The organism is Plectonema cf. radiosum LEGE 06105, assembly GCF_015207665.1.
Lineage (GTDB): Bacteria > Cyanobacteriota > Cyanobacteriia > Cyanobacteriales > Nostocaceae > Rivularia > Rivularia radiosa_A.
Genome location: NZ_JADEWL010000053.1, coordinates 16,468 through 42,196, shown reverse-complemented (window position 1 = coordinate 42,196; position 25,729 = coordinate 16,468). Strand labels below are relative to the sequence as shown.

General features: G+C 36.6%; 20 protein-coding genes. 13 read left to right on the top strand and 7 right to left on the bottom strand.

Translation table 11 applies throughout. The features are described 5' to 3' along the window. Positions 1-97 precede the first annotated feature (97 nt). Positions 98-1,384 (bottom strand): ABC transporter ATP-binding protein, encoded by a 1,287-nt coding sequence (locus tag IQ247_RS16435; RefSeq protein ID WP_193921770.1) that lies wholly within the window; start codon positions 1,382-1,384, stop codon positions 98-100. Positions 1,385-2,329: 945 nt separating this feature from the next. On the opposite strand from IQ247_RS16435, the gene IQ247_RS16430 reads away from it, so the two are divergent. The 6 genes from IQ247_RS16430 (at position 2,330) to IQ247_RS16405 (ending at position 9,853) form a co-directional block, all read left to right on the top strand. Further along, a complete protein-coding gene (locus IQ247_RS16430) occupies positions 2,330-2,899 on the top strand; it encodes a single-stranded DNA-binding protein (protein ID WP_193921768.1) in 570 nt (189 codons plus the stop codon). 675 nt (positions 2,900-3,574) lie between these two features. Next, positions 3,575-5,443 (top strand): ABC transporter ATP-binding protein, encoded by a 1,869-nt coding sequence (locus IQ247_RS16425; RefSeq protein WP_193921766.1) that lies wholly within the window; start codon positions 3,575-3,577, stop codon positions 5,441-5,443. Positions 5,444-5,779: 336 nt separating this feature from the next. Continuing rightward, positions 5,780-7,201, top strand: a complete 1,422-nt coding sequence (locus IQ247_RS16420; protein ID WP_193921764.1) for a hypothetical protein — start codon at positions 5,780-5,782, stop codon at positions 7,199-7,201. A gap of 188 nt (positions 7,202-7,389) precedes the next feature. Continuing rightward, on the top strand, positions 7,390-8,037 hold the full coding sequence (locus IQ247_RS16415) for a histidine phosphatase family protein (protein WP_193921762.1): 648 nt from the start codon (positions 7,390-7,392) through the stop codon (positions 8,035-8,037). Between the two features lie 163 nt (positions 8,038-8,200). Further along, positions 8,201-9,223 carry a glucokinase gene (locus IQ247_RS16410; protein WP_193921760.1) on the top strand — a complete coding sequence of 341 codons (1,023 nt, stop codon included), beginning with the start codon at positions 8,201-8,203 and terminating at the stop codon, positions 9,221-9,223. 48 nt (positions 9,224-9,271) lie between these two features. Then, positions 9,272-9,853 (top strand): hypothetical protein, encoded by a 582-nt coding sequence (locus IQ247_RS16405; protein ID WP_193921758.1) that lies wholly within the window; start codon positions 9,272-9,274, stop codon positions 9,851-9,853. A gap of 131 nt (positions 9,854-9,984) precedes the next feature. Here IQ247_RS16405 and IQ247_RS16400 read toward each other — a convergent pair whose 3' ends face one another. Then, positions 9,985-11,520: an aminotransferase class I/II-fold pyridoxal phosphate-dependent enzyme gene (locus IQ247_RS16400; RefSeq protein ID WP_193921756.1), complete on the bottom strand. Its 1,536-nt coding sequence runs from the start codon at positions 11,518-11,520 to the stop codon at positions 9,985-9,987. A gap of 262 nt (positions 11,521-11,782) precedes the next feature. On the opposite strand from IQ247_RS16400, the gene IQ247_RS16395 reads away from it, so the two are divergent. The 3 genes from IQ247_RS16395 (at position 11,783) to IQ247_RS16385 (ending at position 16,031) form a co-directional block, all read left to right on the top strand. Next, entirely contained in the window at positions 11,783-12,460 is a 678-nt protein-coding gene (locus IQ247_RS16395) for a serine/threonine protein kinase (protein ID WP_193921754.1), read from the top strand. A 492-nt stretch (positions 12,461-12,952) separates the two neighbouring features. Then, positions 12,953-13,969 carry a hypothetical protein gene (locus IQ247_RS16390; protein WP_193921752.1) on the top strand — a complete coding sequence of 339 codons (1,017 nt, stop codon included), beginning with the start codon at positions 12,953-12,955 and terminating at the stop codon, positions 13,967-13,969. 103 nt (positions 13,970-14,072) lie between these two features. After that, entirely contained in the window at positions 14,073-16,031 is a 1,959-nt protein-coding gene (locus IQ247_RS16385; protein WP_193921750.1) for an Hsp70 family protein, read from the top strand. Positions 16,032-16,297: 266 nt separating this feature from the next. Here IQ247_RS16385 and IQ247_RS16380 read toward each other — a convergent pair whose 3' ends face one another. Genes IQ247_RS16380 through IQ247_RS16370 form a run of 3 tightly spaced genes read right to left on the bottom strand, consistent with a single transcriptional unit; the run spans position 16,298 to position 18,401 of the window. Further along, positions 16,298-17,560: a hypothetical protein gene (locus tag IQ247_RS16380; RefSeq protein ID WP_193921748.1), complete on the bottom strand. Its 1,263-nt coding sequence runs from the start codon at positions 17,558-17,560 to the stop codon at positions 16,298-16,300. Beyond that, the gene (locus IQ247_RS16375; RefSeq protein ID WP_193921746.1) at positions 17,550-18,059 is read right to left on the bottom strand and encodes a hypothetical protein; all 510 of its coding nucleotides are present in this window, start codon (positions 18,057-18,059) and stop codon (positions 17,550-17,552) included. The genes IQ247_RS16380 and IQ247_RS16375 overlap by 11 nt, the downstream gene beginning before the upstream one ends. 3 nt (positions 18,060-18,062) lie before the next feature. Then, complete coding sequence (locus tag IQ247_RS16370) at positions 18,063-18,401, bottom strand: hypothetical protein (RefSeq protein ID WP_228059794.1); 339 nt, start codon at positions 18,399-18,401, stop codon at positions 18,063-18,065. Between the two features lie 267 nt (positions 18,402-18,668). On the opposite strand from IQ247_RS16370, the gene IQ247_RS16365 reads away from it, so the two are divergent. Together IQ247_RS16365 and IQ247_RS16360 are read left to right on the top strand one after the other, a co-directional pair. Further along, complete coding sequence (locus IQ247_RS16365; protein WP_193921742.1) at positions 18,669-19,244, top strand: Uma2 family endonuclease; 576 nt, start codon at positions 18,669-18,671, stop codon at positions 19,242-19,244. A gap of 79 nt (positions 19,245-19,323) precedes the next feature. After that, positions 19,324-19,968 (top strand): type I restriction endonuclease subunit R, encoded by a 645-nt coding sequence (locus tag IQ247_RS16360; RefSeq protein ID WP_193921740.1) that lies wholly within the window; start codon positions 19,324-19,326, stop codon positions 19,966-19,968. Positions 19,969-19,995: 27 nt separating this feature from the next. On the opposite strand, the gene IQ247_RS16355 is transcribed toward IQ247_RS16360, so the two are convergent. Together IQ247_RS16355 and IQ247_RS16350 are read right to left on the bottom strand one after the other, a co-directional pair. After that, the gene (locus IQ247_RS16355) at positions 19,996-22,680 is read right to left on the bottom strand and encodes a CHAT domain-containing protein (protein ID WP_193921737.1); all 2,685 of its coding nucleotides are present in this window, start codon (positions 22,678-22,680) and stop codon (positions 19,996-19,998) included. 98 nt (positions 22,681-22,778) lie between these two features. Further along, on the bottom strand, positions 22,779-24,545 hold the full coding sequence (locus IQ247_RS16350; protein WP_193921735.1) for a ShlB/FhaC/HecB family hemolysin secretion/activation protein: 1,767 nt from the start codon (positions 24,543-24,545) through the stop codon (positions 22,779-22,781). 443 nt (positions 24,546-24,988) lie between these two features. Between IQ247_RS16350 and IQ247_RS16345 the strand changes: the two genes are divergently transcribed. Continuing rightward, a complete protein-coding gene (locus IQ247_RS16345) occupies positions 24,989-25,327 on the top strand; it encodes a DUF433 domain-containing protein (RefSeq protein WP_445974527.1) in 339 nt (112 codons plus the stop codon). Next, positions 25,324-25,671 carry a DUF5615 family PIN-like protein gene (locus IQ247_RS16340; RefSeq protein WP_193921733.1) on the top strand — a complete coding sequence of 116 codons (348 nt, stop codon included), beginning with the start codon at positions 25,324-25,326 and terminating at the stop codon, positions 25,669-25,671. The genes IQ247_RS16345 and IQ247_RS16340 overlap by 4 nt, the downstream gene beginning before the upstream one ends. Positions 25,672-25,729 lie beyond the last annotated feature (58 nt).

Sequence of the window (25,729 nt, the reverse complement as noted above, 5' to 3'; positions counted from 1 at the left end):
CCACCGGAGTTATAACCTTCGATCTTTGACCTTTAACCTCTAACCTTTAACCTCTAACCTTTAATCTTTAACCTTTGACCTTTAACCTTTTTTCACCTTATTCAAACGGTAAAGATAGGTAATTACTTTTAGGAGATATGGCTAATTCGGTTTCTGGGTCGAAAAAGTGAATTTTCTCTGGATTTAGGGATAACCATACTTTCTCTCCCCTATTTACCAATTTTTCTGGTGGTAATCTTACTTGTAGTAAATCTGTTGTTAAATATTCTTTTTGAAAGCTTGTTTCAATCAGTTTGACTGCCAGATAACTATCGTTGCCGAGGTTTTCTGTCCATTCTACTTGTGCTGGTAAATTCTTAGTCGCAGGTAAACTTAAATGCCAGTGTTCCGGACGAACTCCTAATATCAGGGTTCGTCCGTTATATTTTCGTAAGGCGCTACCCCAGGCTTCTGGTAAAGTTAAGCGGAAATCACCTTTAGTAATCAAACAAGGTGACTGAAATTTAACTGTAATAAAATTCATTGGTGGTGAACCGATAAATTCTGCTACAAAACGATTTGCGGGACGATTATAAATTTCTAATGGGGGAGAAACCTGAATTATTTCACCGCGATCAAGAATTGCGACGCGATCGCCCATTGTCATTGCTTCTGTTTGGTCGTGAGTAACGTAAATTGTAGTTATACCTAGTTGACGTTGCAACTTGACTATCTGGGCGCGGGTTTGAGTTCTTAATTTTGCATCTAAATTAGAAAGCGGCTCATCCATCAAAAATACTTGGGGATTGCGAGCAATAGCTCGTCCTAAGGCTACTCGCTGTCTTTGTCCCCCAGATAATTCCTTGGGATATCTATTTAACAACTCTTCAATTTGCAATAATTGCGCTACACTACTTACTTTCTCGTTGACTAAGTTTTCTCGATCCGAAACGTATCGCAAACCTTTTGGTAACTTTTTTGTTGTCGCTACCAGTAGATTTACTGCTATTTTTGATAATTTTCCTTGCTGTTTTTCTGCACTATTTGCTTGCAATCTTAATCCAAAAGCGATGTTGTCATACACCGTCATGTGGGGATAAAGAGCGTAATTTTGAAACACCATTGCAATGTTTCTTTGAGAAGGAGGAAGGTAGTTTACAAGACGATTCCCTACTGAAATATTACCTCCCGTAACATCCTCTAAACCTGCAATTAACCGCAGCAAGGTGCTTTTTCCACAGCCAGAAGGTCCCACCATTACCATAAATTCGCCATCTTTGACGGTGAGATTAATTCGCCGCAGTACATTCACACTTTCGGTACGATGAGCGCCCTTAGAAGCAACATTTTCAGCTTTGCGATTAGGAAAACTCTTGTAAACGTTTTCTAAAACAACTTGCGCCACGAGTCCTGACCATAGCAATATTTTTTAATTGTTGACACTGAACGATGACCTTTCGCCGAGTAGAACGGTTTGGGCTAATAATACAACTTAGATTTGGGAAAAGAAAGTAAATAGACTTACATTAAGTATTATTGCCATATTTAAATCTCATTAAATACTCAGCAATATCACTGTTGTTAAATATTTATAAGTATGAATTTAATTTAAATCAAATTTCATTCAATTGTATTTTCTAAAGCTTTCTTTATCAATCTTTTACACCGAAAATATATATGTAAATTTTAAATTGTCGGTGTCAGTGATTGCACTAAAGTTAGAGTGTGATGCCGCTCAACGAAGATTTAAGGGTGTCCGCGCAGATAAGTCGTCGGCACTCCGCCGACCGGCGTTCCCCGGTGATGTTGTGGAGACACTTTAATATATGTATATTACAAAAGAAATTGTCAAGTATAAAAGCTACGTAATACAGCCATATTATCATTCTCATGAAGCATTAGATAAACGATGGGGATATCGAGTATGGAAAGGTTATGAATTGATGTGCGTTGATGAAATTGGGTGTAAATCGTTTCAAGAAGCTATAAAGATTGCAATCCAGGAAATTGAAAAAGGTTCCCTGTGTCGATCTTGTTGATTTTAATGGTACACTAGTACTGAAAAACAGAATCAGTAGTCAGCGGTACACCGCCGGCGTTCCCCAGTCAAGGAAAGTTGCCGAACGATTGATTATAAATGTTTGTTAGTAACTTTCCCTTGGCTTTTATCATAAAAATAGGTTTTAGGTGAGAAACTAATTTTTGATTTGATTAACAAAGTTTGAAAAACGGGTAAAAATTTAACATAACATAAATGAAATTCATCACAGCAAGTATAATTTAATTTTTTAATTTTTATTTGTTGTTGGCAACTTACAAATATTTAATTGGAGATATTTAGGAGGATTAAATGAATAGTTGTGTATTGATGGCAGAAATTATTCAAGAACCCGAACTGCGTTATACAGCAGAAAATCAATTAGAGATTACGGAAATGCTGGTACAGTTTGGGGGATTGCGAGAAAATGACCCTCCAGCCAACTTAAAAGTAGTGGGTTGGGGTAACTTAGCCAAAGAAATTCAACAAAACTATCATATTGGCGATCGCGTGATTTTGATTGGACGTTTGAACATGAATACAATTGAACGTCCGGAAGGTTTCAAAGAGAAGCGTGCTGAAATGACGGTTCAGCAAATTCAGCATTTGGGAACAGGGTTTGAGATGAACTCTACGGGAGATAATTCTTTATCGGGTGAGTTTCCCATCAATGGGATGCAAACACAACAAACTCAAACAATTCCGATTACCACTCCCCAGCCATCTCCCGTAGCTACAACCACTATACCGATAAATAAAGTTAATACCCCACCTCCCCAGAGTATTCAGCCGCAACCCGCACCCCAAACTGACAATTACGAACCTAGTAGCTATCCAGCAAAGGTACAAGAAGACATTCCCGAAGATGAGATACCGTTTTAGGTATTGTTAGATGTAGAGACGTTGCATTGCAACGTCTTTAATTTTTCACCGCATCACAAATAATTTTGCATTTATAGTTTACAAAACAAACACAAAGCAAATATTCGTTACATTTGTTACCGTATCTATTGCAACATTTGTTATAACCTATCTAATATCTATAATATTTAGAATATTTAGAATATTTAGTTTTTGTTGGAAACAATTTTGGTGTTGTTTAATCAAAATATTATCAAGTGGTGATTTCAGGTGATTTGGGACGTAAGCCCGGCTAGGTCTGTACAGGAGTTTCGTTTTTAATCAAAAATGTAAATAAATCAGGATTTAGGCAAAAATGAACGACAGTAGAATCCAGCAACGCCAAAAGAATGTTGAAAAATCAAATAACTAAGTACTTAGACAGAATTAATTATATACCTTGTTTTTCTGTTCCCTGTTGCCTGTCTCGACAAATGAACTTTCCGGAAAGTCCAACTAGCTTGAAAAAAGGCAGCTTTGCTGTAGGGAAGAATTTTTTTCATTCATTCTGGTGTACGCAGTTGATGATGGCTACTTATTTAACTTTTCAGCCACTTTTGATGCCAAAATCCTAAAAATCACTTAACATTACTGACAAATCCCAAGCTCCTGTTAAAATCCAGTTAAATTAAAGTTAAGAATCTACCCCCGACTTCCATGAGAGAAACAGTCTTAGATGTTCGCAATCTGCAAGTTGAATTTTCCGATGATGGTAACGTTGTCAAAGCAGTAAACGGAATCTCTTTTGAATTGCATAGAGGAGAGACTTTGGGAATAGTCGGGGAGTCGGGGAGCGGTAAATCTGTGACATCTCTGGCTGTGATCGGTTTGTTGCAGAATCCTGGTAGAATTAGCGGTGGTGAAATTTGGTTTCGTCCTCAAGAAAATGGTGAAGCACTGAATTTAGTGAATTTACCAGCAAAAGAGCTGCAACTCTACCGGGGTGGCGATATTGCGATGATTTTCCAAGAACCGATGACTTCGCTCAACCCGGTTTATAACATTGGATTTCAGCTAACAGAAGCAATTTTACGACATCAGAATATTTCTCAAACAGAAGCACGTGAAAAAGCAATTGATAGTTTGCAAGAAGTAAAGCTGCTTCCTAGTGACGAGCAAATTCGTGAGAACTTAATTAAAACATCGCCGAAATTACTAGACGAACAACAGCTTCCACAGCTTGTTAAACAACATAAACAAGCAATATTAGAACGTTTTCCCCATCAACTTTCTGGGGGACAGTTACAACGGGTGATGATTGCAATGGCAATTTCGTGTAACCCATTGCTGCTAATCGCTGATGAACCCACAACCGCTTTAGATGTAACAGTACAAGCGACGATTTTAGATTTACTCGCAGAATTGCAAAAACAGCGCAATATGGCGATGATTTTTATTACCCACGATTTGGGATTAATCGCGGAAATTGCGGATAAAGTCGCCGTGATGTACAAAGGAAAAATCGTTGAACAAGGTAATGCAGTACAAATATTTACAAATCCCCAACATCCTTATACCAAAGGTTTGCTCGCTTGTCGTCCAACTTTAGACCGTCATCCTCAAAAATTGCTGACAGTTTCCGACTACATGAATGTAGAAGAAACGCCCACAGGGGATGTAATAATTAAAGCAAAACAACCAGCAGAACCACCGGAAGTAACTTCCGCAGAAATTGCTCAAAGATTAGCAACATTAGAAAAACAACAGCCGCTTTTACAAATCCGTAACTTGAAAGTCGGTTATCCCATCAAGGGAATGTTTGGTGGTACTAAACGCTATTTTATGGCAGTAGATAACGTTTCCTTTGAAGTTAAACAAGGGGAAACCTTGGGATTAGTGGGAGAATCGGGTTGCGGTAAAACAACCCTTGGTAGAAGTTTACTGCGATTGGTAGAACCTTTAGACGGTCAAATAATTTTTGAAGGGAGAGACATCACTAAACTCCAAGGAAAAGCATTACAAAAACTGCGTCGAGAAATGCAAATCGTCTTCCAAAATCCTTTTAGTGCTTTAGACTCGCGGATGAAGGTAGGAGAAGCGGTAATGGAACCTTTGGTAATTCACTCTATTGGTAAGAATAAAAAAGAACGACAGCAGCGGGCAGTATATTTATTAGAAAGAGTTGGATTGAGTGCTGATGCAATGAATCGTTATCCGCACCAATTTTCTGGAGGTCAACGTCAACGAGTTTGTATTGCACGTTCCCTAGCTTTGAATCCTAAGTTTATCATTTGTGATGAGTCCGTTTCTGCTTTAGATGTATCGGTACAAGCGCAAGTATTAAATCTGCTTAAAGAATTACAGGATGAGTTTGGTTTAACGTATATTTTTATCTCCCACGATTTGAGCGTTGTCAAATTTATTAGTGATAGAATTTTGGTGATGAATCGCGGTGAAATAGTCGAAAGTGGAAATGCACAACAAATTTACCGGGAGCCAAAAGAAGAATATACTCAAAAATTGATTGCATCTATTCCCACAGGTAGCTCTGAAAGAATGCGAAACCAGCAATCTGTTAATAGTTAAGAAGTCGGGTTTTGATCAGCTTTTTTTGGTATTAGCGATAGAATATTCTAAAAACCCGATGTTGCTGAATCCAGGTATGAATTTTAAATGTAGAGAGACGTGATATATCACGTCTCTACAATAATTTCGGTTTTCCAAAAAATCCGCTTCATAGATCAAATCAGCAAAACCAAAAAGCCGACTTCTATGATGATAGCTGGGGAAATTTTGTGCCGACTTAGTTAAGAGTTAAGAAATAAAAAACAAATTCTGGGTTAAAACCGTTAGGATTAGATAATAATCTGAATTAAGTTAATTAAGTTAAAATAAGTCTTTAAATTTGAAGTTGAGTTGCTTATGTCACGTTCTCGCTTTGCTTCCCCTCGTTTACGTTACCTTAAAGCTCGGTTATCGGTTTTAACCCGTCCGAGTTTTCTAATTGCAGCGGTTTTTTTAGCTGGGATGGGATTTGTAATTAGAGAATATTGGACAAATCCCGACTTTTTAAAATTTGCTCAAAATCAAACAGCATCTTCACCGACATCATCAAATCAATCTTCACTGTCGGAAGAAGATAGAGCTATTGCTGCTGATATCGATAATTTATCAATACTTGATTACGACCAAAAAAAAGCCGAGATACCGATAATTACAAATTTTCCAGATAGTAATAAATTAAAAAAACAAAACGAAGAGCAATTATCAAAAATATTAGAGTTATCTAAAAAGAATGAAACAACAAACGAAATCAAATCAAATACAACATCAGAATCTAATAATACTAATAATTCGTTAACATCGTCGCAAAACCCTTTTATAAGTCAAGCTGAGAATTTATTAAAATTTAATTTTCGTAGCAAAGAAGAGGGTGGAAACACTAATAATTTAACTAATAGTTTATCTCCATTTGCTTCTGGTTTACAAACTCCTCAAAGTTCACTTAATCTGGGTATAAACAGTGGTAATTCAGCGAATCAAAATCAGAATGGAGTTTCCGAAAGTGCTTTAAAGGCAGCAATAAATCAGTCAAATAATCAAAGTAAAGAGAATTCAACAACAACATCAATTAATACTTCAAACAATCCTTCAACTAATACAAATAATTTTGGTCAATTACCGCTAAATAATAATAGCTCAACTGTGCCAACTTCATCACTAAATCAACAATTGCGGCAAAGCGAAACTACTCCCCTTGTTGATACTACTATTTTTAATCAACCTTTGAATAATCAACAGCAAAATCCCTATAGCAATTTCAATCAATCTGGTTTAAATAATCAAATACAAAATCCTAACAATAATTTTTATAATCAACAAAATTTTAATAATCAATTACCTGTAACGAATTATAATCAACCAAATCCAAATTTTAATAATCAATTACCTGTAACGAATTTCAATAATCCAACTTTGAATAATCCAACTTTCAATAATCAAATACAAAATCCTTATAATAACTTTAATAATAATCAACTACCTACAAATAACTACAATCAGTCAAATTTTAATAATCAATCTTTAAATAATCAAATACAAAATCCCTATAACAACTTTAATAACACTCCAATAACAGGTAATAGATATAATCCAGAAATACAGCAAAGGGTTAATAATATCTATAATAGATTGACTAATAGAGACAACCCAACAGTTAATCCTAATACTTATAATTTACCGATTAACAACGGCAATACCAATTTTCAACAACCCAATATACAACAGTTTAATTCTCCTTATTCAACTCAAACTCCCCTACAGTATCCGAATAGTGGGTATTAAATTGGTCAAAATAGCTGAAAATAAAATTTGTCCACTATCCAGATGTAGAGAATTAAACCACTCCCTACGAATAAAATTTTATTTTTACCTAGCGCAAAAACCCTTTACAAAGGATATTACAAACAATTACGATTAATGTAATAATATTAATTCTTAATTAATTCTGCATTATTCTCAGCTTTTATCTCATGTCGCAAATCATCTGGATAGCCAGACACGCTAATCGTCTCGACTTTGTAAACCCCGAATGGTTTTTAACAGCCGAAAGACGTTATGACCCACCGCTATCAGATGATGGTATAGTACAGGCGCAGCAATTAGCAAACCGTCTCAAGAAAGAAAACATTAGTCATATTTTCGCTTCCCCATTTTTACGCACCGTACAAACAGCAGCTATAATTGCCTCGGTTCTAGATTTATCGATCAAGTTGGAAACTGGATTGAGTGAATGGTTAAATCCCGATTGGATGACTGAAGAACCAAGAAAACTTTCAACTCGAAAATTAGCTCAATTTTATCCTCAGATCGACATTAGCTACACATCACAAATCGCAGCCAATTATCCCGAAACTCGCGAAAAAATGCGTCAACGTTCCGCACAAACTGCTAGATGTTTAGCAAGGGAATATTCTCCCCAAGATATTTTATTAGTTGGACATGGTGCATCAGTACTAGGTGCAGCCATGGGTTTAGTAGGAGATATTGCGATCGCAGAAGTCAAAGCTTCTTTGTGTAGCTTAGTAAAAGTCGTTCGTCAAGAACCAAAATGGTTATTGGAGTTAAAAGGAGATACTTCCCATTTGACAGAAGTCGAACAAGTGGTGAGGTTTAATTAAATAAGGTTAAAGGTTAAAGGTCAAAGGTCAAAGGTGAATTTTTAGTAATAACTATGAACCAACAACCGACAACCGGCAACCATCAACTAACAACCATCAACCAACAACCAACAAACAACAACCATCAACTAACAACCATCAACCAACAACCATCAACTAAATTATGACATTATTATTAGCAGGAGATATCGGCGGTACAAAGACTATTCTGCGCTTAGTTGAAGCCTCAGATAAGCCTGTATTACGTACTTTGCACGAAGAACGCTATTCTAGTAAAGATTTTCCCGATTTAGTGCCGATAGTAAAGCAATTTTTAGCCGCAGTTGATACACCGACACCACAAAAAGCTTGTTTTGCGATCGCGGGCCCTGTGATCAACAATACGGCTAAATTGACAAATCTTGCTTGGTTTCTGGATACTTCCCGTTTACAAGAACAATTAGGTATTGCTCAGGTTGCTTTAATCAACGATTTCGCTGCTGTTGGTTATGGTATTTTGGGTTTAGAAACAGAAGATACTTTAACCTTGCAAGAAGGTAAACCGAATCCCGAAGCACCTATTGGTATTATTGGTGCGGGTACTGGTTTGGGGCAAGGATTTTTAATTAAAACTGGAAGTGCTTATCAAGTGTTTCCTTCAGAAGGGGGACATTCTGATTTTGCTCCTCGTACAGAATTGGAATTTCAACTGTTGAAATATTTGCTTGATAAACACGATATTCAACGGGTATCGGCAGAAAGAGTAGTTTCCGGCATGGGAATAGTATCAATTTACCAATTTTTGCGAGATCGAAAAATTGCCGCAGAATCACCCGAAGTTGCTCAAGCTGTGAGAACATGGGAACGAGAAGCAGGACAAGAAAAAAGTGTAGATCCCGGTGCCGCAATTGGTACGGCTGCTGTGGAAAAGCGCGATCGCCTTTCTGAACAAACCATGCAGTTGTTTGTGGAAGCATACGGTGCGGAAGCGGGAAATTTGGCTCTGAAACTTTTACCTTATGGTGGTTTGTATATTGCTGGTGGAATTGGACCAAAAATCCTTCCCTTAATCAAAAACGGCAGTTTTTTATTGAATTTCAGTAGTAAAGGTAGAATGCGAAGCATCTTGCAAGACATTCCTGTACATATAATTCTTAACTCTCAAGTTGGTTTAATAGGTGCTGCAATTAGTGCTTCTAGGTTATAACGGGAGCGAACAAGTTAAGTAATATCAGCATCTTCTTAAGCAACAACTATGACAAAAAAATCTTTTTTACCTTTAATTGCGGCTGGTTTGGTACTCAGTAGTCTGACAGCAGTAGAAGTACAAATGCAGCAAACAGCTATAGCTCAAGCTAGCCAGTCACAATGGAGAGTATTTAATTCCCCAGATGGTAGTTTCAAGGTATTAATGCCGGGAATGCCAAAAGCAATGAGCGAAACCAAAAAAACCTTTATGGGAGAGATTAATTTAAACATCTTTCTCGCTCAACCTGCTAAACAGCAAGTAGCCTATGTTGTCGCATACAACGATTTTCCCCATAGTTACGGGGATTTGGCAAACCCCGAAATTGTGTTGAACAATGCGCGGGATATGGCTTTAAAAACAACGCAGTCAAAATTAATCAGTCAGCAAGACATCCGTAGTTCCAACAATCAGCCTGGTAAAGAAATTGAATACGTAAATTCTGGCGGTAAAATCACTAGAAACCGGATGTTTTTTGCTGAAGGGCGTTTATATCAAGCGATGGTAATTACCACAAAGGAGCAGGAAAAGTATCTGAGTAAAAGTATTCGAGGGTATTTGAATTCTTTTCAAGTGGTGTTGAGGAAATAGGTTAAAGGTTAAAGGTTAAAGGTTAAAGGTTAAAGGTTAAAGGTTAAAGGTGTAATAACTCCTAACTCCTAACTCCTAACTCCTAACTCCTAACTCCTAACTCCTAACTCCTAACTCCTAACTCCTAACTCCTAACTCCTAACTCCTAACTCCTTTACAACTTTTAAGGTATGCAAACTTGTATCCGCACAATTACTGATAAATCCGCCCATTTTTTGTATACTTTGCAGATATTCTAAAGCTGCTGCGGTAATGAGTTCTCCGGGCATTAATACGGCAATTCCCGGAGGATAGGGACAGACAATTTCGGCACAAGTACGGTTGATTGTTTCTTCGATGGGTACAGTTTCTGTAGGAGCGAAGAATGCTTGACGTGGTGATAAGGATGTGCGGGTATTCAAGTTGGATATTACATTTTTCAACCCTTTGTCGATCGCAACAAGGGGTTTACTCTGTTTACTGTATTTGTTTGCGAGAATGGTAAAGGCTTTGACTAATTGTTCTATATCCGTTGCGGTATTCCCTAAGCTGATAATAAATGTGAGATGTTGTAGTGAAGCGAATTCTGGGGTGACGTTAAATTGTTCGTCTAAAATTTCTTCTGCTTCAAATCCTGTGATTCCTAATTGAGAAACGGTTACGGTTAAACGGGTTTTGTCTAAATTAACATTTGCTAGTGAGAGCATTTTGCTCGCTTGAGAAATTTTCTGGGAGCAAGATTCTCTCACTACTTGGGGAAAATCAAAAACTGATAATCCGGGTATTTGACTGATTTTATTTCTGGCTTGATCTGCAAGTTGTATAGTATGGGTAAGTAATTCTCTGCCATAAAGTGCTATTTGTTGCCGTGCTGCATCTAAGGAAGCGAGTAATAAATAACTGGGACTGCTGGACTGTAGGAGTTGTAAGGCTTTATTGACGCGGTTAATATTTATTCTATTGCCTTGTACGTGTAGCATCGATGCTTGAGTCATGGCACCGAGGGTTTTATGGATAGATTGTACGGTTAAATCGGCACCTGCGACCAAGGCTGAAATGGGTAATTCGGGATGAAATGCGAAATGTGCGCCGTGGGCTTCGTCTACTAATAAAGGGATATTGTATTGATGGGTGATTTTGGCAATTTCTATAATATCTCCACATACTCCGTAATATGTCGGATAAACCATGATTACAGCTTTGGTATCGGGATGTTTTTCTAATGCTGCCTGCAAGCTTTGGGGGGTGATACTATGGGCAATATCTAAAGTTGAATCATATTCGGGATTGATAAAAATGGGGATTGCGCCGGAGAGGATTAAACCTGATATTGCTGAAAGATGAACGTTGCGGGGCAGGATGATTTTATCACCGTCATTGCAACTTGCCAAAATTGCCGCTTCTATTCCGCAGGTGGAACCATTGACAAGAAACCAAGTTTGTGATGCACCAAAGGCTTGGGCTGCAAGTTGTTGTGCTTGTAGGATAACTCCGTCTGGTGTAAACAAGTGATCTAATTGGGTCAATTCGGTTAAATCAGCGCGAAATACAGCTTTACCAAAAGTTTCTGCCAGTTTTGGTGAAATTCCTTTACCTTGCTTGTGTCCGGGGGTATAGAAGGGACTGTGGGGACGTTTAGCGTTGGTTGTAATTGCGTCAAGTAAAGGTGTTTGATTTTGATTGAGCATATATTTAAGATTAAAGTTTCGCTGTAAATATAGTTAAATATAATGCTTGTGCTAAGTAGGGGATTGCTCTCCATGAATATCGCGCTACCCACAAACCGCCAATATGACCATTTTTGTTTGCGCGATCGCGAAATTAAATAAATTATTAATTTAGTTGTAGTTAACGCTTATATTTTATAGTAACTGTATGGTAACTTGATTGTGATTTTTGTCCAAAGCAAATTCTTATATATATTTATTTATATCGGGGTGTTTATTAAGAATGGAAATCTTGCAAATAAACCGTTTGGTCGAAAATATTCATGTTGAATTGCTTCCTAAACTTCACATAGAAAGTGTCCATCCCCATGAACCGATAAAAGTTCGTCACATACCCGAACCGTGGATACTTATTGGTACGGGAAATTATGCAGCGGTAGTTTATCATCCCGATTTTCTAGAGGTAGTTGTAAAGATTTATGCACCAGGAAGAGATGGTTTTGAGGAAGAAGTAGAAGTTTACAAACGCTTGGGTAAACATCCTGCTTTCTCGGAATTATTCTACGCTAAAGATGGTTTTTTAATTTTGAAACGGCTGCATGGAGTTACTATATGGGACTGTATTCAACTTGGTATTCGAGTTCCGAAGCGAGTTATAAAAGATATTGACAAAGCTTTAGATGACGCTAGAAATTGCGGTCTTTTTCCTCACGATGTCCATGCACGTAATGTAATGATGTATGAGGGTAGGGGATTAGTTATAGATATATCAGATTTTCTGCAAGAAGAATATTGTTCTAAGTGGGATAGTTTAAAGAAAGCATATTATTGGGTATATCTACCTTTTATTTATCCGGTAAAATTACGAGTACCGCTTTTTTTGTTGAATTTTATTCGTAAAGGCTATCGTTTTATATCTTCTTTGATGAAAAGGGTGATGGGGAATTACAAAGATTTTTAGTTAAGTATTTGTAATCAAGGGAACAGGGAACAGGGAATAGGGAATAGGGTTCGGGGGGAACAGTAAACAATTACCCATTCTAATCACGGATTAAAAAGGATTACACGGATTACACGGATTTTCATTACCAATTACCAATTACCAATTACCAATTACCCATTCCCAAAAATTATTTGTAAAAATAATAATCGTAACTATAAATATTATATTAACTGTATTTAATCCAACTTTACTTATACTGATATTGTGAGTCAAAGTATGAGTGATACGAATCAATATGGTATTTTACTTAACCAAAATTAGGTAAGGGCGAAAAATCAACATACTCATAGAGATAAGCATTGAGCAATATATCTTGAAGGATAGTCATAGGTCATAAGAAATATACTATAGGATGATGGCAAAATCCATAGTTGGAGATAGATTAAATAAGTGACAAAAACAAATGGCAAAATTATATAATTCAATATTAAAACTCATGTATGTCTAATTATGAAAAATCTTGTATCCCATTATCAAAATATCAAAGAAAAACTTAAATTTTCTCTAGAAACTGCAAATACAATCGAAGAAATAGTTAAAATAGTTCAAGATGAAATCAATCAACTTACAGACTTGAATGGCGAATATATCAAAGAATTGACTCCACCACAAGCACGACTTGCTAGAAATATGTTGCAGGGGATAAAGGATAATTTGAGGATATTAACTTCGGTTGAATTAGCAAATTTGAATGTAGATATTGCCGAACAGTCTTTTAATATTTCCGAACTTCAAGCCGAGTTAAGTAAAAATATTTTATCTCCGTTGACAACAGCGATTCAAACCCAAAGAAATGTTCAAAATTGGACTTCACCTGATTATTACAAACAGATATTTTTACAACCATTACAAAAAAGTCGTGTAATTATTAGTAGTTTACTTGCAGCAGGTTTAGCAGGAACTTTAGAAGGAGGAATAAATTGGGGTTTAGCAGGAGCGATAATAGGTTTGATAACGGGAAGTGTGTTTAGTAAAGTTGTTAAACCAAAGCAATCAACGGATACAGATGTTAATTATCAAAATCAACCTATTAAAAGTCAACCAAAAATAGTAATAGATATCGATAAATTACTGGCTTATTTATACCAAAATTTCCAATCTATAGACCAAACAATTGCTGGTTATGGCTCAAAAGAAGAAAAATTACCAGAATTAGGTTTAGAAAACAATTTAGATTTATTAGAGTATCTCCAAGAATTAATGGCTGATGCACTCAATGAACAAACTCAACTACCAATTGCAGTTCGTAGACGCATCGAACAAGCAATGACAATATTGAGAAATTACGGAATAGAAGCACATATTTATCAGCCTTCTTTAGACACAGAAAAATCTTGGGATATGTTTTATTTTGAACCGAGTATTGACCCAAATATTACCGATTATGTGACACTCAAACACGCTTTTGTCAAAGATGAACGGGTGCTTTTACCAGGGAGTGTTATTGAACCCGCATCATCTAATTAACGAAAAAATCTAACCCAAGAGCTTATTCCTACTGCCTACTGCCTACTCCCTTATCATAATGATAAATTTTTCCACACACCTGCTTAGGAGATAATATAAACAAATGCAAGATTACCATAATACAAGAATAATTGGGTTTGATTTAGGACATGGAGAAACTGCATTAACTTGGGTACGGGCGGACAATCAAGAAACTCCTCCTCAAAGCTTTTTAATTAACAATCGCAAAAGCCAAATCACCGCGATCGCGCATCATCCCCAACGGGGAATCATCATCGGGGAAATGGCTTGTCAGTTAGCTGATGCAACTGTTTTAGAAATTGCTTTTAAAAGCAGAAAATTTGACGATTTATCTTACCAAAAAACGATTAAAGAATTTGTTAACGCGATTTACCAACATATAATTGATACAAATCAAATTCAAACTGAAGACACTAATTACTTTTTCGTCGGTTGTCCTTCAGGATGGTGGATAGAAGAAATTCAAACTTATCAACAGTTACTTTCGGAAACTGTACCTAATTCAACGATTGTAAAAGAATCACGTGCTGCTTTGATGCACGCTAAAGAAAGTGGTATTTTTACGATTCAAGAATTAGAAAAGTCGGTATTAGTAATTGATATTGGTTCTTCGACGACAGATTATACTTTAGTAAAAGGTATGTCCGATACCCCTATAGATTTTGGACATGATTTAGGTGCATCTTTAATCGAAAAAGAAATCCTCAAAACAACTTTGCAATTGCATCGACAATATCGTGAACAAAAGGAAGATGTTTTCAAATTAGGCAAACATCTTGATGATGAAGAAATTTGGACATTAGAAGAAATAGAAAAATTAGAAACAATACTTAAACAAAGTCCTGTATATAAAAATCGTTGCGAACTTCGTTGTCGAAAAGCGAAAGAAGAATACTTTAATTATCAAGACACTTATGAAGATGATTTAGTAAATGTTGGTAGTGAAGATATTCAGAGAAAGTTTAAATTTTCACCTTTAGTAAATGGTAAGATTATGAATGCCATTTTAAATAAACCTTTACCAGAATTAGAGAATAAAAGTTGGCGGGATGCATTCACAAGTCAATTACAAATAGTCAAACAAAAATTAAACGAACAAACTATTATACCCAGTGCAATTTTACTTACTGGTAGCGCTTCTAAAATGGGTTTTGTTTTCGAGATTTGTCGCGAAATATTTCCTAATTTACCTTGTAAACGCGATGGTGAACCAGAATTATGCATTGCTAGGGGATTAGCACGTTGGGGAAGAGTGTATATTCGGACATCCGGTTTTATGGATGAAATTAGTAAATTTTTGGATGATGAATTAACGAGTATTGTGGGAAATCATGTACCATCTTTCCTTGATAAATTAGCCGCAGAATTAGCAATTGGTTTAGTAGAAGAAGTAGTTAAACCTTGTGTTAAATCTTGGCGAAATCGAGAAATTGTAACTTTGAAAAGCTTAGAATTAGAAATTGAAAAACAAGCTAAAAGTTGGTTAATGGGAAGCGATGGTAACGGTAAAGTCACCAAATGCTTATTAGCATGGTTGGGAAACGTCCAAGATGAAGTAAGGGAAAAAACTGATACAATATGCAGTAAATATGGTTTACCTTTGGGTACATTTGGAAGTAAAACTATTGACTTGGGAGATCATACGGGGAAAGTTCCCACATCCGTATCATTCGATGATTTAAGTGGACTTTCGGTATTTATCGGACACCTGGTTACGATTATTGTGGGAGTGGTTCTCGCTGGTTTATTCCACGTGATTATATTTGCTGGAATCATCGCTCCCATTATCGGAATTATTGCTTATTTTGCTGGTCAATCATTAGTTAAAGAAACAGATATTCCCAGTTGGATACGTAAATTTGTTTCCGATGCTCGAATCAACGATTTAGCACGTCAGAAACAGCCAGAATTACAACAAAAAATCCACGAAACATTGACGAAAGATCCGACAATTGCCATCAAATTAGGTAAATCTATTAGTGAGTGGTTGAAAGAAACTGTACAGGAACAAGCAGATAGAGCGAGGTTGTTGATTGCTTAGATAGTGGATAGTGGATAGTAGGTTGGGTTGAGGAAGAAAATCGAAAATTTCCTAAAATAAACTTTTAGGACTTACGCATTGACTATTACACAAAATATGAACCTGGAGAAAGCCACATCTATCGTAAGGGTTTAGCATTGCTAAACCCCTACATTATGACTATATACTCATAAATTATCAAAGCCTGAAATGAGCTTTCTTACGTGAACGCATATCATAATCAATTTGTACAGTGCGTAAGTCCTAACTTTTTTCTTTCTTTGCTATTAACTATCTAAATCCTTAATCTTTTGATAATCTACTCGTCTTTGTCTTAACCAATATCTAATACGTGCTGCTGCTTGATTAATTCCTGATACATACTTAGATTTGCCATCAGAATTTATTCTCTGCTTCTTGTCATCGGACATTTTAAAATATACTATCTTTCCATCCATAGTTGTTAAAGATAATATATCTGCATATTTTCGCTTTTCTTCAGGGTTTTGTTGATTCAATGAAGAACGTTCTCTTGTTTTAACAGAAACTATGCTATCAAACAAATATTCACAAGTTTCTTCATCTACATAATCACCTTTTAAAAAATTCCAATAACATCGATAGTAAGAAAGGAAATTTTCACATAGATATATTAAAAAACATTCATATACTCCATATCTATATTTTCCGTCATTTCCTTTTTCTTTATAAAAATCATTTTCATTTATCAATATCTCTCTATAATTTTTGTTAATCTTTTCTAGCTCTCTATCTGTAGTCAAAATATAACTATCCAATTTTTCAGCAGAACTAATTCCAACAAAAGAGAGAATAGGTTGTTGGTCTACTAAATGTTCAATTTTTAGTTTCTGCATTCCTAAACTAATTAAAGATGTTTTATCTTCTTCTAACCACTTATCGATCTTTTCTTCTAAATCGGAAATGTCATAAATTTTAGATTCTCTAATTTGAGATTCTAATGCTTCTATCTCATTTTCTTTTTGATTACATAATTCTTGTAAAACGCTAATTTTTTCTTTATAAAAAATTCGGAGAGATTTTAATTTAATCCAAGAATATAATAATATTACAAATATTAATATAAGGAGAATAAATAAACTAAAATGTTTCCTGATAAATACTGCGATGAAAAATGCTGTGATAAAAAACAGGAAAGCCATTAAAAGTATAATTGAAAAAACTATTTGTTTAGATATATTTGTATTTATTAATCTATTATCTATTCTATTTGTAAACAATACTATTTTTTTGACAATAGCTTTTAAATCTCTACTTATATCATCAAAAATAATTTGGATTATTTTTTTTGATAAATAGGGAGGTACTGGAAGTGGATGTACTAAGAAAAGTTCGATTTCTGCTAAAAATAATTTAGCACTTTCTAACTCTTTTTTTAGAGTTATTAACTCCGCTTCTAAATTAGTTTTAACATTTTCTAAAATAGGATAAGAAGCATTCTCCCGATTTTCTTTAAGTAATTCAAAATAAATTTTAATCAACTTTCTTTTATAGTCGTATTCAGAATCCATTAGAATTTTCTAACCGTTTTACGAGCAAAGATATTTTTTTATCTGCAATCAAATCACTTAATTTTAATGCTTTAATTCTTATTTTTTCTTTTGTATTTACTAATTCATTTAATTGAAATAAATAGTCTTTTTCAGTAAAATCAACAAATTCATCAGAGCGTGCCTTACCTCCTTGAGAATAATAATGGCAGTAATTAAGTACCAAACTTAAAACTTTAACTTCAAAAACTGTAAAATCAAATTTTTCATCGTCAGGAATTTTTCGTATAATTCTTAAAATTTCTTTGCCATATTCAGGATGCAAACCTTCTAAAGATTCACTTTTTTTATGAATCCATTTGATAAGACCACAAAAACTATTTTTATCGTTATTCGGTTGTAATATCTGATTTATTACCGTTTGGGTTAAATTTCCAATAGAAACATTCCCCCCAACATGATTATTCTCAAAAGCTTTTTGTTCGATTTGCTTTTGATTATCTTCAGGGTAATTGCTCACAAATTAGCTCTCCTGACTTAAATTACCAAGTTTGATATTTTGCGCTTTGATATCCTTGAGCATTTCTTGTTCTACGGAACTACCAAATGTAGCTTTCTGGTTCATATCTTCCGCTTCTAAATCTCCTGATAATTCTATATTACTTGCCATTACCTGCCGAATTACTCCTGTTGACTCAAGCTGCTTAATCGATTCCCGAATTTGATGAGCAAAGGTTTCATCTTCACTAATTTGAGTTTCAAGTTCTGCTTGAAAAATAGACTTATTTGACTCTGTAGGTTTGTTTTGTGTTCGTGTCAACAGACCTTCAGTTCCGACTACTTTGAATTTCTCACGAATCATAGTTAATAGTCGGGTAACTTGTTCGTAAGCACTCTTTCCTATGTTTTTTCCACCCTCTTTCAAAGCTTCTGCAAAAATTAGAGTTGTAACTGTGGTCGCTAATGCTACAGGTTCAATTTTTGATAAGTGGTATTAGCAGGTTTACTTTTGTAGTCTATATTTTTTCAATTTAGTTAGCAATACTTAAATTTAAATTTTTTCACCAATGATAAACCCTATTCCTTTACCTGTGACACCATATAAATAACTGATAATTTTACTCAACTCATGCTCAACCCTACCCTTACCATCCCCCAAGCTTTCAAAGTCACTTACGAACAATTCAAAGAATTAGCGATCGCCAATCGTGATTTAAGATTAGAAAGAACCCAAGAGGGAGAATTAATCATAATGCCTCCAACGGGAAGCGAAACAGGAAATCGCAATTTAGGTATTGAAGCACAACTGTGGCTGTGGAACCGTCAAAGCAAGCTAGGAGTAGCTTTTAATTCATCTACTGGATTTAATTTACCTAACGGTGCAAATCGTTCCCCGGATGCGTCTTGGGTCAAATTGGAACGCTGGGAAGCACTTACAGCAGACGAGAAACAAGGTTTTGCACCCATCTGTCCCGACTTTGTTGTGGAATTGCGATCGGTTTCCGACGACATGAAACCGTTACGAGAAAAAATGCCAGAATATATGGTAAATGGGGCAAAATTAGGATGGTTAATTGACCGTAAAAACCGCAAAGTAGAAGTATATAGACAAGGTTGTGATGTGGAAATATTAGATAATCCTGCTTGTTTATTGGGTGAAGATTTATTACCGGAATTTGTCTTAGATATGTCTGAAGTTTGGTAGTATTTAACGTCTACTAGAGCTTGCGGTAAGATATGATTGCAGTGAGGTTTTGTGGCATCAATGCCAGTAGTAAAGCAAAATGACGCAGACTAAAGCCATCACCGACGCGATTACCAATTTGGCAGATGCAGAAAACCGCTTTAGGTTAGTCCGTATTGAAGACGAAGAGTTCTTCGCTGAGTGGTATGAAGAATTACCAGCCCTTACGGAAGCAGACCAAAAGAATCTTGATGTTTTGCGGCGCAGGTATCTTTACCACCGGGCTGGGGGAAATTTGCTGGAAGGAACGGTTATGCTGTTGTTGGTTTCCCCATTATTGGCACTTGCCGGGTTTTATGATCCTCCGTTTCGCATCAAGGCAGAAGAATCCGTAGATGTAGTATTGGATGACGGTGAGGAGATTCTGCGCGGACGGATTGATGTGCTGGTGTTGCAAGATAGGTTTTGGGTAATGGTACTGGAATCAAAAAAGACCACCCTATCAGTATGGTCGGCAGTGCCGCAAGCCTTGGCATATTTGATGGCAAACCCCAATCCCAATCTGCCCGTATTTGGCATGGTGACGAATGGAGACGATATTGTGTTTGTTAAGATGGTACAAGCAGATACACCGCGTTACAACCTGTCACGAGTCTTTGCCCCGTTTACTTCAGCTAAAGAACTTTACATTGTTTTACAAATTCTCAAGAGATTTGGTCAGTTAGCCACTTCCATGAAGCCTTGAAAGCCAGAATAAAAACCCAAAGTTTCTTCATAACCAATTCCCGACAAGAACATAAGGAGCCCAAAAATACGGACGATGTTCTTGAGCTAAAATTGCTAACTGAGCCTTTTGCAATGCTGCGGCTTTAGTTACCCCACCGTCCAATTGTCGGTATAATTCACCCATAAAGTTGCTAGTAGATTCATCATCTACCGTCCACAGAGTTGCTATTGTGCTACGTGCGCCTCCCTGTACCGCAACACCAGCTAATCCCAAAGCCGCACGTTTGTCTCCTGTCGCGGTTTTACAAGCACTCAGGACGAGTAATTCGATAGTTTCCGGTCGGTTTTGGACTCTGACTCTGAGTAAACTATCTAACTCTTTAACTTTGAGTAAGTCTTGCCAAACTGAAATATAAGTTTGTTCGGGATCGGAACTAAATTGACCGTGAGTTGCTAAATGAACTACAGAAAAAGGATTTGATTGAATTTTATTTTGTAAGCTTTTTTTAGTAAAATCTTGATTTAATAATTCTTCACTTTTTTTAACTCCAGCTTGGACTTGTTTCAATTCCTGTCCCACATTTGGAAGTGAAGAAAAGGATTTTCCTTCAATTACTTGTTCTGCTTCAATTCCAGCAACTAAAGCATTCAGAGGTACGTTTTTTAAAGGTTTGGGATCAACAAGTTGTAAACCAGGAGTTAACGCGATCGCGTATTTTTCGATCAAATATTTCTGTTGTTGTTTGTCGTAAAGAATTCCCATAGGAATATTCCGCAAGGAACCATCCAGTACAAACACTAAGGTTTCGATATCTTTGCTGGTTAAATATGATTCAATAGGTTGAATCAACCAGTCATACAACTGTTGTGAATATTGCTGAACATCCGGCTCTCGACTAGCAACGGGTAAATCTTGCTGTAATTGTTCTACAGTCTTTTCTAATACATCTTGAGAGATTTTAGTAGTCTGACGATAAATTGTATCTTGTCCTGGCAACCTAGTGATAATTTCTAATCGGTCATCTAATATAATCGGATAAATAACAGCCGTGGATTTTTGTTTTTCCACCAATTCATCAACACCAACTTTTGGCTGTACACAAGGTGAACGAAAGAAGTTATTTAATTCTGCTAATTGTAGAGATTCGATTACCTCACGGGCTTGAACAAGATTATTTTGCTGTTTAACATGATTTTCAGCAGATTTTAGCAGTAAATCAACATACTGCCGATACACAGGTTCTACACTTTCGCGGAAAGAAAACTGCACATCGGGATTAATTGCCACCAAATCGTTGCGGAGAGACTTGAGAGCGTTATATGCTCGATTGTAAGCGACTGTTGCTGCTGGAATATCGGATTGCTTTTGCAGTATCCTTCCTAACTGCCAATACCATTGATAAGCAATATCTTGAGCATTAATAGATTCCGCTTTCCTTAAAGCGTGCTGTGTGATATCTTTAGCATCAGATAACTGTCCAGTTTGTTCGTACAGTTCACCCATAGTACCCAAAGCATAAGATTCACTGCGTTGGTCTTGCAAATTGTTAGCCATTTCCACTGCTTGTGCTAACATCCGAGCAACATCTTCTCGCGGAATATCATACTCTATCATTTTGCTCAGACTCTCGGCAAAATTAATCCGCATATTCACTGATGTGCGAGAAGCAGGTAAGTTGATCTGAGACTGAATTTGCGGTAATAAAGCTTTAGCCGTGCTAAATTGATTTTGCTCAACTAAAAGTCTCAATTGATTTAATTGAGCTTGCAGAGCGATAGTAGATGTTATGGGTGTTGTAGATGCAATTTGCGTCGCTTGTTGATAAAATTCAATTGCTCTTTTAGCGTAAACTTCAGCGTTCTTTGAATTACCCAAACTAATTTCAGTATATCTTTGAGCGCGGCTTATATTACCCAAACTAAGTAAGGCATTACTTTGAGCATTTATATCGTCAACTTCTCTAGCAACTAATAAACTTTCTTCGAGGATTTTCTGGGAATCGTTCAAATAACCCAAACTTTGCAATACATTCCCTAAACTAGTTAATCCTCTAGCTTTCAGAGAAGAATTTGCTTGTTTTTGTAGAACTTCTTGTACCGAGTTTAGAGTATTCCTTGCTTGCAGATAATTTCCTAAAGCTTGCATTGCTTGAGCTTGATTAATCCGGTTTTTAATCAGTGCTGATGTATCATCTAAGTGTTGATAAATTTTAGCCGCTTCTTGCCAAGTTTGCAAAGCAGTTTCAATTTGTCCCTGTGCTAACTCCAGCTTTCCTCGAACCTCCATTGCTTGAGCAACAACTTGCGATCGCTCTAGTGAAGAACCGGAATTTCCCAGAGTTTGTAAGAGTTGAATACTTTGTGTAATCGCTTCAGTTGCTTGTTGCCATTGTCCTAATTGCTGATACCCTAAAGAAAGATTGCTCAAAGCGATAGCTTGATTTAATTTATGATTATTAGCTTTAAATTCAAGGATTGCTGTTTTTAAAAACTCAACCGCTTCCAAATATCTTCCTGATTCATAAAGTACTTGACTTTCCTCCAATAAATTAGAACCTTTAGAACCTAGAATTCGATTAACAACAACCTTGCTTCCTGAATTAGAAAACAATCGGATTTTAGACTTAACAAAACCTAGCGCTAAATTATGAGATAAATCAAAAAAAAACGATAGATAGATACACAGAAATGTAGTCAATAAAGCTAATAAAAAACCTTTAAAAAATCTCATATAAACTTCTTAACCTCATATTTAGTTTTTCTCAAAAAGATTTCCTCAGCGTAACTCCGCGCTTTCCTCCGCGTTCCTTTGCGTTTAATAAAAACAATTTAAAATAAATTATATTGCACAAAAAAATACAACCCATTTTCTTGCCAAGTATTAGTTTGAGTATCAACAGAAACCAAAGGAATACCCCACTCAACAGCAGCCGTCAAATTCTTACCTTGCGTCCAACGTAAACCCAAACCAACAGCAGCTAAAGTACTAGTATCATTTTCATCTCGACTCGATGAATTATTCCAAGTAGTACCAACATCAAAAAAAGGCGTAACTTGCAGAACTCCATCCCAGCCAGACACCCGCAAAATCGGTAGTTGCAATTCGACAGAACCGAGAACACCATTATCTCTCAACAGAAAATCTTGACGATATCCCCGCACACTATTTATACCACCCAACCCGAATTGTTCCGCAGCTAGAAGGGTTGTAGAAGCCAGTTGCACATCACCACGGACTAACAGTAGACTATCAGGTGCTAACAAACGTACCCATTGAGCTTGTCCTCGCCAAGCAAAAAAACGACTATCAGGCGTATCATCATTTATTGTGGCATTAAATGCACCAGTTCCCAAACTAAACTGTGAACGAGCAGCAATCACTTCTTGAGTGTTACGGGAAATCCATTCTTGAAAAAATCTTAACGCAGTTATTCTGGTACCTCCTTGTTGATCAACCCCCGGTGAAAGTAGAGAAAGAGGAATATCTTCTCGTTCAAACACAGACGAGGAAATATCACTTTCCCTTCGAGAAGCAGTGATTCCCAGAGCAAATTCTTGACTGGGAGTTTGCAATAGAGGTTGACGGAATGTGAGTTCGTAATATTGAGAAGCAGATTCAATATCTAACGTATTAAAAGGACGTTCAATTACATCGGCTGATGTATTACCATAATTAAAAGTAAGAGTACCGTTGCGCGGATTGAGCGGTAAGCTGTAGCTCGCATCTACGGTATTACTGCCATCAGTATTATTGTATGCTACTGATATACCATCTCCAAGCCCTAGTAAATTTGCTTCATTAATTTGCAATTGTCGTCGGAAACTACCAACACTCGGTGAACGACCATTGTCAAGTACTATTTGTGTATTGAATGTATCTGTTTCCCTTACCTTGATAGTCAGCAAATTAGAGCCGAGACGTGAACCAGCAGACAGTTCAGCAGACAAGTTTTCAATTAAAGGATTGATTTGTAATAATTGTAGAGATTCTAATAGACGGTTTTGATTTACAGGAATAGATGTGGCTAAAGCTATGCGGCTACGAATATAATTTGGGTTGAGTCGTCTAGTACCAGTAACCTGGATTTCCTCTAATCCACCTTCGATTATTTGAATTTTGACAACACCATCTCTAAGAGTTTGTTCGGGAATATAAGCTCCAGAAGTAATGTATCCTTCTTCAATGTACAGTTCGGTAATTTTAGAACGAGCTGCTAATAATTGTGCAAAAGTGATGGGTTTGTTGGTAAATTCAGTAAGTAATTCGGTAAACTTTTCTGAACTGAATACTGTACTACCAATGACTTCAAACTTCTTAACAGTGAAGGTTCGTGATATTTCGGGTAGTGATTCCTCTGGTGTGGTTGGTGGTTGTGAAGGTTTGAGTAGTTCGGATGGTGGTGGTAGTGGTGGTGGTTTTGGTAAAGGTGATGGTTTGGGTACAGGTGGTTGCACATCTTGGGGTGATGGAAGTTCCGGGAATGAGTTTATGTTATCTACTTTCTGAGCGCTGCTGGGTTTAGTTATCAAACTGGTGAGCAATATAAGTAAGCAAGATATTGCAAAAGTATGAGTAATTTTAGCTATGATTAGCATTTTTTCATACATATATGATGTGTGGTTAAAAAGTTGTAATAAAGGGATTAGGGAGTAGGGAGAAAAGCAGAACGAGTTTTTTTGATTAATATTTTAAATAATTTTATGGGAATTTATTCGTACAGAAGTCCGTGGGGTATATGTCAAGTTTTTAGGAGTATTTTCTGGTTTACCGATAGAATATCGTAAAAACCCGACTTCTGTTCTAAATTTTTCCTGGGGTAAAAAGTCGGGTTTTTACAAGTATTTTCTGGTTTTACCGATTAGTAACAAGTTAAGGAAAAGCAGGAATTGTCAAGAGTAAAGGAAAAGGCGATAAATCAAGGGTTTGAGGTTTTTTCTTATTGTCTTGACAACATCAAGGTTTTGCTTCTCTGGAGCCGCAAAAAATAAAACTGGATCGTTGCTCGACCCTTGTTATACGGCTGACGCGGTGAGATGCCTTGACCGAATTGCTACAATTATATCTTGACATCATCAAACGCGAACAGGACTTAACTATGGTTCAAATCACAGAACATCTTTACATCGTCAGAGATGAGCAGATTCTAAGCGGTGAGCCAATTATCAAAGGAACTCGCACACCCGTTAGAGCGATTGTTGAGAGTTGGCGGTTGGGCATTGCTCCTGAAGAAATTCCGAAGGGGTTACCTCACCTCACGCTGGCACAGGTATTCGATGCATTGAGTTATTACAGCGACCATCAAGATGAGATTAACGCCTATATTGAGCGAAACCGAATCCCTGATGACTTGATCGATCCATTAGTGCGCGATCTATGAGTAGTGTATTCATTCGTTTGTACTTGGATGAAGATGTCAATGTGTTGGTGGCAGATTTGCTGAATGCGAGAGGATTTGACGTTCTAAGCGTAAGAGATGCAGGGCAACTTCAGGCAAGCGATGCAGAGCAACTCGTTTACGCAGTTAGTCACCAAAGAGCATTGGTCACACACAACCGTAGCGACTTTGAAGAGCTTATCCAGACTTACTTTGATACAAATCAAAAGCACTATGGCGTAATTTTAGCTGTCCGTCGTTCGCCTCAAGAAATCGCACAACGATTACTGACGATTTTGAACCAAGTCACAGCAGATGAGATGGAAAATCAAGTTCGATATATCTGATTGCTTAGTTGGGCTGCTTACCTTTGGGTTGCCAAGATTTAGCATGATATTCGCACCG

What these genes read in the sequence shown, in the direction of transcription:
- IQ247_RS16365 (WP_193921742.1), top strand. Translation starts at nt 18,669, where the DNA reads ATGCTCAACCCTACCCTTACCATCCCCCAAGCTTTCAAAGTCACTTAC.
- IQ247_RS16400 (WP_193921756.1), bottom strand. Translation starts at nt 11,520, where the DNA reads ATGCTCAATCAAAATCAAACACCTTTACTTGACGCAATTACAACCAAC.
- IQ247_RS16355 (WP_193921737.1), bottom strand. Translation starts at nt 22,680, where the DNA reads ATGAGATTTTTTAAAGGTTTTTTATTAGCTTTATTGACTACATTTCTG.
- IQ247_RS16415 (WP_193921762.1), top strand. Translation starts at nt 7,390, where the DNA reads ATGTCGCAAATCATCTGGATAGCCAGACACGCTAATCGTCTCGACTTT.
- IQ247_RS16405 (WP_193921758.1), top strand. Translation starts at nt 9,272, where the DNA reads ATGACAAAAAAATCTTTTTTACCTTTAATTGCGGCTGGTTTGGTACTC.
- IQ247_RS16425 (WP_193921766.1), top strand. Translation starts at nt 3,575, where the DNA reads ATGAGAGAAACAGTCTTAGATGTTCGCAATCTGCAAGTTGAATTTTCC.
- IQ247_RS16395 (WP_193921754.1), top strand. Translation starts at nt 11,783, where the DNA reads ATGGAAATCTTGCAAATAAACCGTTTGGTCGAAAATATTCATGTTGAA.
- IQ247_RS16350 (WP_193921735.1), bottom strand. Translation starts at nt 24,545, where the DNA reads ATGCTAATCATAGCTAAAATTACTCATACTTTTGCAATATCTTGCTTA.
- IQ247_RS16420 (WP_193921764.1), top strand. Translation starts at nt 5,780, where the DNA reads ATGTCACGTTCTCGCTTTGCTTCCCCTCGTTTACGTTACCTTAAAGCT.
- IQ247_RS16370 (WP_228059794.1), bottom strand. Translation starts at nt 18,401, where the DNA reads ATGATTCGTGAGAAATTCAAAGTAGTCGGAACTGAAGGTCTGTTGACA.
- IQ247_RS16430 (WP_193921768.1), top strand. Translation starts at nt 2,330, where the DNA reads ATGAATAGTTGTGTATTGATGGCAGAAATTATTCAAGAACCCGAACTG.
- IQ247_RS16340 (WP_193921733.1), top strand. Translation starts at nt 25,324, where the DNA reads ATGAGTAGTGTATTCATTCGTTTGTACTTGGATGAAGATGTCAATGTG.
- IQ247_RS16360 (WP_193921740.1), top strand. Translation starts at nt 19,324, where the DNA reads ATGACGCAGACTAAAGCCATCACCGACGCGATTACCAATTTGGCAGAT.
- IQ247_RS16410 (WP_193921760.1), top strand. Translation starts at nt 8,201, where the DNA reads ATGACATTATTATTAGCAGGAGATATCGGCGGTACAAAGACTATTCTG.
- IQ247_RS16385 (WP_193921750.1), top strand. Translation starts at nt 14,073, where the DNA reads ATGCAAGATTACCATAATACAAGAATAATTGGGTTTGATTTAGGACAT.
- IQ247_RS16390 (WP_193921752.1), top strand. Translation starts at nt 12,953, where the DNA reads ATGAAAAATCTTGTATCCCATTATCAAAATATCAAAGAAAAACTTAAA.
- IQ247_RS16380 (WP_193921748.1), bottom strand. Translation starts at nt 17,560, where the DNA reads ATGGATTCTGAATACGACTATAAAAGAAAGTTGATTAAAATTTATTTT.